Source organism: Parvimonas sp. KA00067 (assembly GCF_001553085.1).
GTDB lineage: Bacteria > Bacillota > Clostridia > Tissierellales > Peptoniphilaceae > Parvimonas > Parvimonas parva.
The window spans coordinates 48,114-60,827 of record NZ_KQ960150.1 but is presented as its reverse complement, the minus strand read 5'-3'; the positions used below and the strand labels follow the sequence as shown (position 1 = coordinate 60,827).

The window sequence follows — 12,714 nt, the reverse complement described above, 5'->3', positions numbered from 1 at the left end:
CAAGGATTATGAATTCAAGAATTGGATGAAACATTTGGCAATTTGGGAACATTTTTTGTTAGTTCCATTTTTGCTTGTCCCTATTATAGCTATAATTCAAGCTTTGTTTGTTGGCTTTTTAGGAAGATAAATTTGAAGGTAAGGTGGAACAAAATGGTGGTAGCGGTTGAAACAGTAATTTTATGTATTGTATTTTTCTTACTTTGCTATATCGGAACTGGTACAGACGAGAAGAATTTAAAAAGTTATTCTTCATATCCGGATGAAGTGCAGGATCAGATAAATAATATTTTGGAGTATCAAGGGAAGTTCAATAAACATAATAAATTTATTACGTTTATATTCAACCTATTATTATTTTCAGTAATTCTGTTTTTCTTGGGTCTCTTTATCAAAGAAGATAACTTCTTTAATAATTTTTTGTACTTAAGCATTATGGGGCAGGGGTTGAATATTTTCGATTTGTTAGTCATAGACCTTTTGTGGTGGCGAAATACAAAGCGTATCCGCTTGAGTAAAATACCAGACAAGAAATTTTATCAAAATCCGAAAAAACATATAGAAGCATTTGTTAGAGGTTTCGTAATGTATTTGCTAATTGCTGTAATAGACGGCTACATTTTGACGCTTTTATAGAGATATAGGTAAATATTTGTTTGTGTAGCTTATAACTTAATAAAACTAACATAGGAACAGTAAATCAAAAAAGGTTTACTGTTTTTTTCTATCACTACCGACACTAACTTAATTTTACAATATGGGATAAATATAATATTTATCCATAAGAAAAAATATAATAAAATGATTGTATTTTTTATGGGAAAGTAATATAATATGGGCGTAGTATAATATATTATATTCATAATTTTAAAACAAAAGAAGGAAGGAATTTTTCGAAAATTACAGTTAAAGAAAAATATTTTTTCGGATGGAGTAAAGGAAAAATATTAAAACATACAGATAAGGAATATGGGGTAAATCCTTATGATTTAATTGTAAGAGAACCTTGGTATTATATTGATTCTGATTGGGCTTATGTTCCAGAAGACTCAAGTTGTTGGAAAAAAATAAATGGAAAATGGATGTATCATATACCGGGAGATTATGGTGCATATGCAGATCGATGGGGAGAGATTAATTCACAATGGTTTAAGTTTGATAGTAATGGATATTGTATCGATGGAAGAGGGTGCAACTAGATGATAAAAAAAACAAATGATTTTGAAATTATTATTACGGCTATATTTTTGTTGTTTTTAAGTTTTTATGAGATAAGTAAGTATTTGGATTCTTTTAAATATAATAAAGAAATAGTTGTATTTTATAATATTATAATTTGTTTGTTTATTTTGTTTATTATATTTTTTGCAAGTAAATTTTTGATGAAAAAAATAGATAATAGCAAATTTAAATTTTTAAAAAGTAATTTTTTTAAAGATTTTTTAATACCAATTTTAACGTTTGTTTTTTTTATCGCGACGTTTATAATATTTTTTGAAATTTTTTATTATATTGGATATGGAAAGTTTGATACTGAATACTTGCATAATGTTTTTTATTTTAAAGTAGATCATGGTAAAATTTTTATGGACAATTTTAAAGAAACAAAAGGACTTTTTTATTCATTACTTTCAGTTAATGCTCTTTATGTTGACTTTATGTTATCTTGGTTTCCATTTTTTCTTATTACGTTATTTATTAAAAATAATAAAAATAATAAAAATAAATAGATCAAATTATTATAATTTGTATAATTGTATAGTTTTAAAAATGCTACTTTTTTGAGTAGTATTTTTTTTATCAAAAATATATTGAAAAAAAATATTGATTGATGTAAAATATACTGAGAGTATGTAAATTTTAGGAGGGAATTATGATAGATTATAAAAAAGTTTATGAAGAATGGTTAAATAATGATTTTTTTGATGAAGAAACAAAAAAGGATTTACTTTCAATAAAAGATAATGAAGAAGAAATTAAGGATAGATTTTACAAAGTTTTAGAGTTTGGAACTGCTGGACTTCGTGGTAAACTTGGTGCAGGAACAAACAGAATGAATAAGTATATGGTTTCAAAGGCAGGACAAGCTCTTGCAAATACAATTATTGACCATGGAAAAGAAGCTATTGAAAGAGGAGTTGCAATAAGTTACGATGTTAGATATGGCTCAAAAGAGTTTGCTGAACTTACTTGTTCAATAATGGCAGGTAATGGAATTAAATCGTATATTTATAAAGGGATAAGACCGACTCCGATGTGTTCTTATGCAATTAGAAAATTAAATTGTATGGCAGGAGTAATGGTTACTGCAAGTCATAATCCACAGGCATATAACGGATATAAAGCATACTGGAAAGAGGGCTCACAAATTCTTGACGACATTGCAAATCAAATTTCTGCTCATATGGAAAAAATCGAAAAATTTGAAGATGTTAAACAAATTCCTTTTGAAGAGGCAATCAAAAGTGGAATGGCGAGTTTTATTGATGAATCAGTTGAAGAAGAATATAAAAAAGAAGTTTTAAATTTAACTATAAACGACGAAAATGTTGATAAGGATATTAAAGTTGTTTATACTCCATTAAACGGTGTTGGAAATTTACCTGTTAGAGAAGTTTTAAAGAGAAGAGGTTTTGAAAATGTATTTGTAGTTAAGGAACAAGAATTACCTGACCCTGAATTTACAACTGTCGGTTATCCAAACCCTGAAGTTCCTAAAGCATTTCTTTATTCAGAAAATTTAGGTAAAGAAGTAGGAGCTGATATTTTAATCGCAACTGACCCTGATTGCGACAGAGTTGCTCTTGAAGTTAGAGATAAAAATGGAGAATATGTATTCTTAAATGGAAATAGAATTGGTGCTTTATTATCATACTACATTTTCTCACAAAGATATGCACTTAAAAACTTGCCAGAAAATCCTGTTTTAGTAAAATCAATCGTAACCGGAGATTTATCAAGAGCGATAGCTAAAAAATATGGAATAGATACAGTTGAAACATTAACGGGCTTTAAAAATATTTGTGGAAAGACAAATGAATATGATATAACTAAAGAAAAGAATTATGTTTTTGGTTATGAAGAAAGCATCGGTTTCTGCTATGGAACATTTGTAAGGGATAAAGACGCTGTTGGTGCATCAATGATGGTTGTCGAAATGGCAGGATATTACAAAAAGCAAGGAAAGAGTTTATTAGAAGTTTTAAATGATATTTATGAAGAGTTTGGATATTATAATGAAAGACAAATTTCTCTTGAACTTGAAGGAATTGAAGGAGAAGCAAGAATTGGAAGAATGATGGAGGACTTTAGAGAAAATCCGATTAAAGAAATGAAAGAAATTTCTTTAAAGGAAATAGTTGACTTTAAAGATGGATATTTAGATTTTCCAAAACAAAATTGCTTGAAATATTATTTGAATGACGGCTCTTGGTATGCATTAAGACCATCAGGAACAGAACCTAAGATTAAATTATATATTTATACAATCGGAAAAACAGAACAAGAAAGTGTTGATAAATTAGATTTAATCGAAAAAACTTGTAGAGAAAAAATGAATAATGTAGAGTAATTTAAAAGGTATGTCTTAATCGATATACCTTTTTTGTAAAAAAAACTAACATAAAATATTAGTTGAAATGGTGCCGGCAGACGGAAGGAAACAAAATGTTCGGAATAAAAAGTGGAAAGATATTGAAAAAGATGATAAAATCAAGGAAATAATAGAAAGAAGAAATATTGAAAAATCTTCTTTAAGAATGAATTTGCGATTATTTTCTGAAAAAGACATCAAAAAACAAATAATATTTCAATTAGAAAAGGGTATAAAGAATTTAGAAAAGCAAGTTGAAGAACATAAAGAAAAAATAAAAAATCCTGAAAAATTTTATTCAGACTGGAATGAGGTTTCAATAGAAATTAGAAGAGGAAGAATAAAACACTGGAAAAATGAAATATCAAATTTTGAAAACTCTATTTATGAAATACGGAAAGAAATAAGGAGGAAAAATGAAAAATAATGATATAAGTTGGCAATTCAGTGAAGATACTTTGATAAGTATAATTGAACGAATTGTTCAGAGAAAAACAGAATTAGACAAAGAATTAAATATAAAAACAGATTATAATATAGGTCTTTTAGATGGTTATACACAATGTATAGATATGATAAAAAATGATTTAGAAGGCAGAGGGTTTAATGTTGAAGATTTTGGTATCAAATAATTAAATAACGTAGAAGCAACTATGAAATAACAATGTATTAAAAAAGGTTTGGTTGCAAGAAAAGTCATAATATAAAATATATGGGGAAAGTTGAAGCGGATAGCATTTTAATAGATGTTGATAGTTTAAAAAATAATGAAGAATTTGAAAAGATTTTAGGATTTATAAACATAAATGGCGGAGAACAATTAAAGGGAAGTGGTGGAAGTGTCAAATGATTTTTATAAAGATTTAGAAAAATATGCAAATGAAGAAGATACAACAATCTTTGCAGAAAGCAATCTTGAGGGATATTCTGATTTTTATAAAGAAGATGAAAAAAGCAGAGTGTGGTGGATAGATAAGTTGGATGTTGTAGGAGAGCATTTGTTTAGTTTCGATAAGAAAAAGATATATAATATATTTTTGGACTATCCTCATAATTTGACTAAAGAAGAGAAAGAAATTTTTGATGAAGACGAACCATACTGGAAAGAATTTTTAAAAAATAGATAAAATCAAAAGCAGTGTACGAAAAAGTGTGTTGCTTTTTTGTTGCACTTGATTTGACAAATTATCGCAACAAAAAAAGTAGAGTTAAAACTCTACTTCTAATGAACTAAATTAATTTTTATAATTTTTTGTGATAATAAAAATGGTGCCGGCAGTGGGACTCGAACCCACACACCCTTGCGGATAACAGATTTTGAGTCTGTCTCGTCTGCCAGTTCCGACACGCCGGCAAATTTAATTACTGAAATAGTATAACATAAAAAAAATTTTTTTTCAACATTTTTAATAAAAATTTTGTTTTAAAGATATTTGATTATTAAAAGGTAATTGTGATATAATATTAAAGATAAAAATTAATAGAATAAAAATTTTTGCACAATTTTAGGAGGAAATGATATGTCAAAATTAACAGTGTTTGACCATCCGGTTATTTCTCATAAGTTAGGATATTTAAGAGATAAAAATACCGGAGGAAAAGATTTTAGAGCTTTGGTAAATGAAATTTCAATGCTTATGGCTTATGAAGTTACAAGAGATTTAAAAACTGATGAGGTGGAAATTGAAACGCCTTTACAAAAAACAATGGTTAAAAGATTATCCGGAAAAAAATTAGGGGTTGTTCCTATTTTAAGAGCAGGACTTGGAATGGTTGAAGGAATGTTAAATATTCTTCCAGCTGCAAAGGTTGGACATATTGGATTATATCGTGATCCTGAAACTTTACAACCTGTTGAATATTATTGTAAATTACCTGTAGATGCAGAAGAAAGAGATTTTTTAGTTCTTGATCCAATGCTTGCAACAGGAGGTTCAGCTTCTGATGCCATAAAACTTTTAAAACAAAAAGGTTGTAAAAATATTAAATTGGTTTGTATAATTGCTGCTCCTGAAGGAGTTGAAGCTGTTCAAAGAAATCATCCTGATGTGGATATTTTTGTAGCTGCATTAGATGAGAGACTAAATGAACATAGCTATATCGTTCCTGGACTTGGAGATGCAGGGGATAGATTATTCGGAACAAAATAATTTCACGATGCTTTGCGTCGGAGGATACCCGGTAATCTTGTTATTTCATAACAGTAAAAGGTTGGAGAAATTGTACCGACCCCAAAAAGTTAGACCAAAAATTTAACTAAATGGGGTTGGTATTTTTTATGGCAAAATATAGTTTTGAACTGAAAAAGAAAATGGTAGAAGAATATTTTGAGTGTAAAGGAGGATATGGATATTTAGAGAAAAAATATAATATAAATTATTCACAAATTAGAAAATGAATAAAGGTTTATGAAAAATTTGGAGATGAAGGACCTAAATTGATAGAATATATATTTAATCTATTGAAATATATGTTTTTTTATGTTATACTTTTTAGGTATGTAAATAGAAAAAATTAAAACTTTAATTTTTATAAAGTGATTAGGAGGAATATAGATGAATACTAAATTAGTATCAAGAGATGATAAAAGAGTAGTTTTTACATCAGAAATTAGTTCAGAGGCTTTTAATGCTTCAATTAATAAAGTTTATAACAAAATGAAATCAAGATTTAACATTCCTGGATTTAGAAAAGGTAAAGCTCCAAGAAAGATTATTGAATTAAACTATGGAGAAGGAATCTTCTTTGAAGACGCTGTTAATGAATTATTACCTGATTTATTCGAAGATGCTGTTAAAGAATTAGAAATTGGTAAAGATATCTGTGGTATGCCAAAGATTGATATTGAAGAATTTGATAAGGATAAAGTTATCGTTGTTAAGTTTGACCAAGAATTAAGACCAGTTCCAGAACTTGGAGATTATAAAAATTTAGTTGCTGATGATGTTAAATTTGAAGTAACTGATGAAATGGTTGATGAAAGAGTAAATAAAGAAAGAGAAAATAATGCAAGAATAATTACAGTTGAAGATAGACCTGTAAAGGATATGGATACTGTAAATATTGACTTTGATGGTAGTGTTGAAGGAATTGCTTTTGACGGTGGAAAATCTGAAAATTATGATTTAGTTGTTGGTTCACATACTTTTATACCTGGTTTTGAAGAACAATTAATCGGTAAAAATATTGGAGATAATGTTGATGTTAATGTTATTTTCCCAGAAGAATATCATTCAGAAGAATTAAAAGGAAAAGCGGCTCTTTTCAAAGTTAAAATAAATTCAATTAAAGAAAAACAACTTCCAGAATTAGATGATGAGTTTGCAAAAGACGTTTCAGAATTCGATACATTAGAAGAATATAAAGCAGACATCAAAAAACATCTTGTTGAATCAGCAGATAGAAATGCATTAGTTCAAAAACAAAATAATGCTATTGATGCTCTTATCGAAAGTTCAAATGTTGAGGCTCCGGAATCTATGATTAATGAAGAAGTTGATAAGGCTTTTAGAGATTTTGCTGGTAGAATTAGACAATACAATATGGATTTAGATAATTATTTCAAAATGTTAAATACTACTGAAGAGGCTGTTAGAGAACAGTTAAAACCAGAGGCTACTAAGAGAGCTAATGCTGAGCTTGTTATTGACGCTTTTGCAAAATTAGAAAATATTGAAGTTTCTGAAGAAGAAATTGATAAGGAAATCGATGAATTCGGAAAGAATATGAAAGTAAAAGATTTTGAAGGATTTAAGAAGGAATTAAAATCAGGAGAAGGTCTAGAAGGTATTACTGCAAGTTTAATTAGAAGAAAAGCGGTTGATCATTTGGTAAGTCTTGTTAAATTCCAAGAACCTAAAAAAGAAACTGTTGAAGAATAATTAATTGAAATATAGCTTGCATTTATCAAGCTATATTTTTTTATTGTGGAACAACAAAGTTCCCGGGTACCCACCCGATGCAAAGCATCGTGGAAGGGTGGGTTTTTATTAGGAGGTAATTATGGCACTTATACCTATGGTAGTTGAACAAACTAATAGAGGAGAAAGGTCTTATGATATTTATTCAAGACTTTTAAAGGAGAGAATTATATTTTTAAGTGGAGAAGTGAATGACCAAATGGCAGATTTGATTGTTGCACAACTTTTGTTTTTAGAATCAGAAGACCCTAAAAAAGATATTCAAATTTATATAAATAGTCCGGGAGGTTCTGTTAGTGCAGGACTTGCGATTTACGATACAATGCAATACATTAAGCCTGATGTAAGTACAATTTGTATTGGACGTGCAGCGAGTATGGGAGCATTTTTATTAACTTCAGGGGCAAAAGGAAAGAGATTTGCTCTTCCTAATGCTGATGTTATGATTCACCAACCACTTGGTGGAGCTCAAGGTCAAGCTGAAGATATTAAAATTCAAGCTGAAAAGATTTTAAAGGTAAGAAGTACTTTAAATGAAATTTTAGCTAAAAGAACAGGACAACCACTTGAAAAAATTGAAAAAGATACAGATAGAGATTTCTATATGACAGCGCATGAGGCAAAGGAATATGGAATTATTGATGAAGTTATAGAAAATTAAGGAGTTAATTTTGGAAAAAAAGAATACCAGATGTTCTTTTTGTGGAAGAGAAGTTGAAGAAGTTGACCAAATAGTAAGTGGAATTAACGCTAATATTTGTAATGAATGTATAGAAATTTGTCATTCCATGCTTGAACATCAAGAAAGAACAAAGAAACAAGAAAGACTGGAAAAATTACCAACTCCTGTTGAGATAAAGAAAATTTTGGATGAATACATTATTCAACAAGATGATGCTAAAAAAGCATTGAGTGTTGCTGTTTACAATCACTATAAGAGAATTAACAGAGATACCCAAAGTGATGTTGAAATCCAAAAGTCAAATATTTTACTTGTTGGCCCAACTGGAAGTGGTAAAACTCTTTTAGCTCAAACTCTTGCGAAAGTTTTGGAGGTTCCTTTTGCTATTGCAGATGCGACAACTTTAACTGAGGCAGGTTATGTTGGAGAGGACGTTGAGAATATAATTTTAAAATTAGTTCAAGCAGCTGATTACGACATAGAAAGAGCTGAAAAGGGAATAATATATATTGATGAAATTGATAAGATTACAAGAAAAAGTGAAAATCCGTCTATAACAAGAGATGTTAGTGGAGAGGGTGTTCAACAATCTCTTTTAAAGATTATTGAGGGAACTGTTGCAAATGTTCCTCCAAAGGGAGGGAGAAAGCATCCAGACCAACAATATATTCAAGTTGATACGTCAAATATTTTATTTATCGTTGGAGGAGCTTTTCAAGGAATTGAATCAATTTTAAAATCGAGATTAGAAAAGAAATCAATGGGCTTTGGTGCAGAAGTTAAATCGGAAAAACTTGATGATTTTTCTGAAATAATCAAAAACTTAAGACCTGAAGATTTGTTAAAATATGGTTTGATACCTGAATTTGTAGGTAGAATACCTATGATTGTAACTTTAGAAAGCTTAAATGAAAATTCTTTAGTTAGAATTTTAGAAGAACCAAAAAATGCGCTTATTAAACAATATAAAGAGCTTTTCTCAATGGACAATGTAAAACTTGATTTTGAACAAGAGGCTATAAAAGAGATTGCAAGGATTGCTCTTGAAAGAAAAACAGGAGCAAGAGGACTTCGTGCTGTTATAGAAAATTCTCTTTTAGATACTATGTTCAATTTACCTTCTGAAAAAGATGTTGAGAAATGTACTGTTACAAAAGAAGTTATTTTAGGAGAATCAAAGCCTGTTTTAGCTTTTAAAGAAAGTAAAGAATAAAGGAAAATATTTATGAGCAATATAAATTTTAATATTGAAGAAAAATTAAATAGACCTGTACTTGCACTTAGAGGTCTTTGGATTTACCCATATTCTGTTGTTCATTTTGATGCTGGAAGAAAAAAATCTATTGATGCAATAGAAACTGCATTGAAAAAAGATTCTATTCTAGTTGTTTTTACTCAAAAAGATATTAGAACTGAGGACCCTAAAGCTGAAGATTTATATGAAATGGGAACAGTTGTTATCGTTAAGCAAATTTTGAAGATGAATAACGGTGTTACTAGAGTCTTAGCTGAGGGTATTTGCAGATGTAAGGCAAAGAAAATTTATGATGACGGTAGATTTTTAAGAGCAGATGTTGAAGAATATTATTACAATGAAGTTGAGAGTGAAGATGCTGAATTATTAACTCTTAGAAATATGGTTGAAGGTGCTTTTGAAGACTACACAACTAAGAAAAGACATTTAGATGTTGATACGGAAGTTAGTGTTCAAGTTTCTTTAAATATGGATAAATTCACAAATAATGTTGCAAGTTATATAATGGGATTGTCTGATGATGAGCATTTTGAAAATTTCAAAATTTTTGATATGCGTCAAAGGCTTGAAAAACTTTATGAAATTTTACAAAATTCAATAGAGTTATCTTTCCTTGAAGAAAAATTGTCAAGAAAGGTTTCATCAAGACTTAATAAAAATCAAAGGGAATATTATTTAAGAGAACAACTAAATGTAATAAAAGAAGAACTTGGGGATGGAGAAGATTTAAGCTCAGAGCTTGATGAATATGCAAATGCAATAATGAGCTTTGGTTTTGACGAAAATATTGAGGAAATGTTATTTAAAGAAATTAGAAAACTTTCAGAAATTCCGTCAGGCTCTCCTGAAGGAAATGTAATTAGAAATTATCTTGATAAGATAGTGGCACTTCCTTGGAAAAAATCAAAAAAAGAAAAATTAGATGTTAATTATACTAGAAAAATTTTAGATAAGGAACATTTTGGACTTAAAGATGTTAAGGATAGAATTGTTGAGTCGATAGCTTTAAGACAGATTTCAAACAATCAAAAAGGTTCAATCATTTGTTTAGTTGGCCCTCCGGGAGTTGGTAAAACTTCTATCGCAAAATCTATTGCAAAGTCTTTGAATAGAGAATTTGTTTCTATGAGGCTTGGTGGACTGCATGATGAAAGTGAGATAAGAGGTCATAGAAGAACTTATGTCGGAGCAATGCCGGGCAAAATTTTGAATTTGTTAGAACAATGTAAAGTAAACAATCCTGTATTGTTGCTTGATGAAATAGACAAAGTTTCAAATGATTTTAGAGGCGACCCTTCAAGCGCATTACTTGAAGTTCTTGACCCTGAGCAAAATAATAAATTTACAGATAACTATATAAATATTCCTTTTGATTTGTCAAAAGTTATGTTCATTACTACTGCAAATACAACTTCTACAATTCCATCACCATTGCTTGATAGAATGGAAGTTATACCCGTTTCAAGTTACACTTATGACGAAAAGGAAAAAATTGCTATCGACCATTTAATTCCGAAGGCATTTAAAAACTTTTCTATAACTAAGAGAATGCTTGATATAAAAGCTGATGCAGTTAGAGATATGATTCGTTATTATACTAGGGAATCAGGAGTTAGAAACTTGGAAAGACTGATAGAAAAAGTTATAAGAAAATCGGCTGTACTTTTGGTTTCAGAGAAGACTAAAAAGGTTATAGTGAATTCTAAAAATCTTGTTGATTTCTTAGGAAAGAAAAAATATCACGATGACGTTTTGGAAAAAGAAGATAAAGTTGGACTTGTAAATGGTTTAGCTTGGACAGAAGTCGGAGGAGAACTTTTAACAATAGAAACAGATATTGTTAAAGGCACCGGAAAGATACAACTTACCGGACAACTTGGTGATGTTATGAAAGAATCAGCGATGACTGCAATTTCATTTGTAAGAAGTAAAGCTGATAAATTTAATATCAATGAGGACTTTTATAAAGAAAAAGACATTCACATTCACGTTCCTGAAGGTGCTGTACCGAAAGACGGTCCATCTGCAGGGATAACAATGACAACTGCAATCGTAAGTGCTCTTACAAACAGAAAAGTTAATAGACAATTTGCGATGACAGGAGAAGTTACTTTAAGAGGTAGAGTTCTTGCTATTGGTGGTCTTAAAGAAAAAATTCTTGCTGGAAATAGATATGGAATAAAAAATATAATTATTCCAAAGGAAAATGAAGTAGATATCGAAGAAATTCCTGAAGATATTAGAGAAACTTTAAATATCTATCCTGTTTCTGATGTTTGTGAAGTGTTAGACTTAGTTTTAGAAAAAGAGGTGTAAAGTGAAAATAATTTCAAGTGAATTAGAACAAATAGCTGCGATTATTTCACAATATCCTAACTCTGATTTGAAAGAAGTCGCATTTGCCGGAAGAAGTAATGTAGGAAAATCAAGTTTTATAAATGCTTTTATAAATAGAAAAAACTTAGCTAGAACAAGTTCTAAGCCCGGAAAAACAAGAACGGTAAATTTTTACAAAATAAATGATGAGTTTAGATTGGTCGATTTACCCGGTTATGGATATGCACAAGTTTCAAAAAGTGAAAAGGAAAAATGGGGAACAATTATTGAAACTTATCTTTCAAACAGAGAAAATTTGTGTGAAGTTATACTTGTTGTAGATATCAGACATGCACCGAGCAAGGAAGATGTAATGATGTATAATTGGCTTTTAGAATATGGTTTCAGTGGTTATGTTATTGCGACAAAAGCCGATAAGATTTCAAGAGGTCAATGGAATAAACATTTAAAAATTGTTAGAGAAACTTTAGGTGTAAAAGATATGAATCTGGTTATACCTTTTAGTTCTGATTCTAAAGCTAATTTAGATTTAGTTCATAACAAAATAGAAGAAATACTAAGCTGTGAGTAATCACAGCTTCAGACTGATGACAAAGGTGTCAATGAGAAATCATTGGCGCTTTTTTAGTTATGATTTAATAGAAGATAAATATTGTTTAGATAATGAGACCAAGTATGACCCAATAGTGCTTTTTAAAATAATATTTTTAAAATATATTTTTGAAAAAAAAAGTATGTGTCAAACAATAAGAAAAATAGAGGTAAATGTAGCATACAGATGGTTTTTAGGATATGATTTTTATGATAAGATACCACATTCGGAAAAGAAATAATAAAAAAAGCACAGACAAAACTAATGCTTTGTATGCGCTCTGAAATGATGTTCTATGTGAACATTATTTTTTGTTTTAAAACTAATTTTTTATTT

The 12,714-nt window shown here is 29.3% G+C and carries 14 protein-coding genes and 1 tRNA gene; 14 read left to right on the top strand and 1 reads right to left on the bottom strand.

Translation table 11 applies throughout. The features are described 5' to 3' along the window. The first annotated feature begins 153 nt into the window (after nt 1–153). The 7 genes from HMPREF3181_RS04855 (at nt 154) to HMPREF3181_RS04830 (ending at nt 4,719) form a co-directional block, all read left to right on the top strand. Nucleotides 154–636 carry an ABC transporter permease gene (locus HMPREF3181_RS04855; protein WP_068473812.1) on the top strand — a complete coding sequence of 161 codons (483 nt, stop codon included), beginning with the start codon at nt 154–156 and terminating at the stop codon, nt 634–636. A 746-nt stretch (nt 637–1,382) separates the two neighbouring features. Further along, nucleotides 1,383–1,730, top strand: coding sequence for a hypothetical protein (locus HMPREF3181_RS04850; protein ID WP_156435998.1), 348 nt, complete (start codon nt 1,383–1,385; stop codon nt 1,728–1,730). A gap of 146 nt (nt 1,731–1,876) precedes the next feature. Next, nucleotides 1,877–3,571 carry a phospho-sugar mutase gene (locus HMPREF3181_RS04845; protein ID WP_068474034.1) on the top strand — a complete coding sequence of 565 codons (1,695 nt, stop codon included), beginning with the start codon at nt 1,877–1,879 and terminating at the stop codon, nt 3,569–3,571. A gap of 67 nt (nt 3,572–3,638) precedes the next feature. Further along, nucleotides 3,639–4,019: a hypothetical protein gene (locus HMPREF3181_RS04840; RefSeq protein ID WP_156435997.1), complete on the top strand. Its 381-nt coding sequence runs from the start codon at nt 3,639–3,641 to the stop codon at nt 4,017–4,019. Continuing rightward, the gene (locus HMPREF3181_RS04835; RefSeq protein ID WP_068473803.1) at nt 4,009–4,224 is read left to right on the top strand and encodes a hypothetical protein; all 216 of its coding nucleotides are present in this window, start codon (nt 4,009–4,011) and stop codon (nt 4,222–4,224) included. Before HMPREF3181_RS04840 ends, HMPREF3181_RS04835 begins: the two co-directional genes overlap by 11 nt. Before the next feature lie 80 nt (nt 4,225–4,304). Further along, nucleotides 4,305–4,442 (top strand): hypothetical protein, encoded by a 138-nt coding sequence (locus HMPREF3181_RS07720; protein ID WP_156435996.1) that lies wholly within the window; start codon nt 4,305–4,307, stop codon nt 4,440–4,442. Then, nucleotides 4,432–4,719: a DUF7675 family protein gene (locus tag HMPREF3181_RS04830; RefSeq protein ID WP_197415923.1), complete on the top strand. Its 288-nt coding sequence runs from the start codon at nt 4,432–4,434 to the stop codon at nt 4,717–4,719. Before HMPREF3181_RS07720 ends, HMPREF3181_RS04830 begins: the two co-directional genes overlap by 11 nt. A 140-nt stretch (nt 4,720–4,859) precedes the next feature. Here the strand turns inward: HMPREF3181_RS04830 and HMPREF3181_RS04825 are convergent. Further along, a tRNA-Leu gene (locus HMPREF3181_RS04825) sits at nt 4,860–4,946 on the bottom strand. 166 nt (nt 4,947–5,112) lie between these two features. On the opposite strand from HMPREF3181_RS04825, the gene upp reads away from it, so the two are divergent. From upp to HMPREF3181_RS08120, 7 genes are all read left to right on the top strand, one after another. Beyond that, a complete protein-coding gene (gene upp, locus HMPREF3181_RS04820; RefSeq protein ID WP_068473797.1) occupies nt 5,113–5,742 on the top strand; it encodes a uracil phosphoribosyltransferase in 630 nt (209 codons plus the stop codon). 405 nt (nt 5,743–6,147) lie between these two features. Beyond that, the gene (gene tig / locus HMPREF3181_RS04810; RefSeq protein WP_068473795.1) at nt 6,148–7,473 is read left to right on the top strand and encodes a trigger factor; all 1,326 of its coding nucleotides are present in this window, start codon (nt 6,148–6,150) and stop codon (nt 7,471–7,473) included. Nucleotides 7,474–7,594: 121 nt separating this feature from the next. Then, nucleotides 7,595–8,173 carry an ATP-dependent Clp endopeptidase proteolytic subunit ClpP gene (gene clpP, locus HMPREF3181_RS04805; RefSeq protein ID WP_068473792.1) on the top strand — a complete coding sequence of 193 codons (579 nt, stop codon included), beginning with the start codon at nt 7,595–7,597 and terminating at the stop codon, nt 8,171–8,173. Nucleotides 8,174–8,183: 10 nt separating this feature from the next. Next, nucleotides 8,184–9,407, top strand: a complete 1,224-nt coding sequence (gene clpX, locus HMPREF3181_RS04800; protein WP_068473789.1) for an ATP-dependent Clp protease ATP-binding subunit ClpX — start codon at nt 8,184–8,186, stop codon at nt 9,405–9,407. Nucleotides 9,408–9,419: 12 nt separating this feature from the next. After that, a complete protein-coding gene (lon, locus tag HMPREF3181_RS04795) occupies nt 9,420–11,765 on the top strand; it encodes an endopeptidase La (RefSeq protein WP_068473786.1) in 2,346 nt (781 codons plus the stop codon). Nucleotide 11,766: 1 nt separating this feature from the next. Next, the gene (gene yihA, locus HMPREF3181_RS04790) at nt 11,767–12,357 is read left to right on the top strand and encodes a ribosome biogenesis GTP-binding protein YihA/YsxC (protein WP_068473783.1); all 591 of its coding nucleotides are present in this window, start codon (nt 11,767–11,769) and stop codon (nt 12,355–12,357) included. A 31-nt stretch (nt 12,358–12,388) separates the two neighbouring features. Next, nucleotides 12,389–12,619, top strand: coding sequence for an IS1182 family transposase (locus HMPREF3181_RS08120; RefSeq protein WP_068473781.1), 231 nt, complete (start codon nt 12,389–12,391; stop codon nt 12,617–12,619). Nucleotides 12,620–12,714 lie beyond the last annotated feature (95 nt).